We start from the raw sequence: 724 nt of genomic DNA, 5'->3' as shown, positions 1-724 counted from the left end.
CTCACACGCTGCAATCCTTGGGTGATAACAACGTCATCCTGCGTCAAGCCTTGGCGAATCACCACACCTTGTTCAACTTGTGCACCTAAAGAGACATTTCGACGCTCAGCCACCTCCCCCGGTGTCATACACTACTGAAATGACCCTTCAAGATCCGTCTGACACTGCACGACGCGGAACCATCCACCACCGACTGAGACTTGTTTCTCTCGCAAATTGACTTTGATGTGTTGACCCGGCAGTCAATTGATGATCGGGATTTTCCACTACCGCTCTCAATGCAATGGTGCCCGTTTTGGTATCAATGCGATTACCCAAGTAATCCAAGCGCCCTAAATGGGGATATTCTTTACCATTTTCCAGTTGCAGCTGGACTTCCACACCAGCCGATGGTGTAGAGCCATCTCCCTTTATTCTTTCGATACCGAGAGCCAAACGCTCACGCTCGCTAATGCTGAATGCAGTATGAATGGGATCGAGACTGACTAAGGTGGTTAAGATGCCTGAAGAAGGAGAAACCAGATCTCCCGTACTGACTTTGGAATCGCTAATGCGGCCTGAAAATGGCGCTCGAATTTGAGTATAAGAAAGGTTAACGTCCGCCAATTTCAACTGTGCATTTGCCGCTTCAAGTTGCGCTTGTGCGCCCAGTAGACCAGCAGTCAAAGCATCGAATTCCGACTGCGAAATACCTGCCACGTGGTAGCAAATTCTTACCACGTTG

General features: G+C 49.2%; 1 protein-coding gene. It reads right to left on the bottom strand.

Going from position 1 to position 724, the window contains the following annotated elements:
* Nucleotides 1–147: 147 nt before the first annotated feature.
* On the bottom strand, nt 148–724 hold a 577-nt coding region (locus CIK04_RS25520), incomplete at its 5' end, for an efflux RND transporter periplasmic adaptor subunit (RefSeq protein ID WP_325205821.1).

This window comes from Vibrio sp. 03_296 (assembly GCF_002265885.1).
This window is presented reverse-complemented; position numbering and strand designations above follow the sequence as displayed.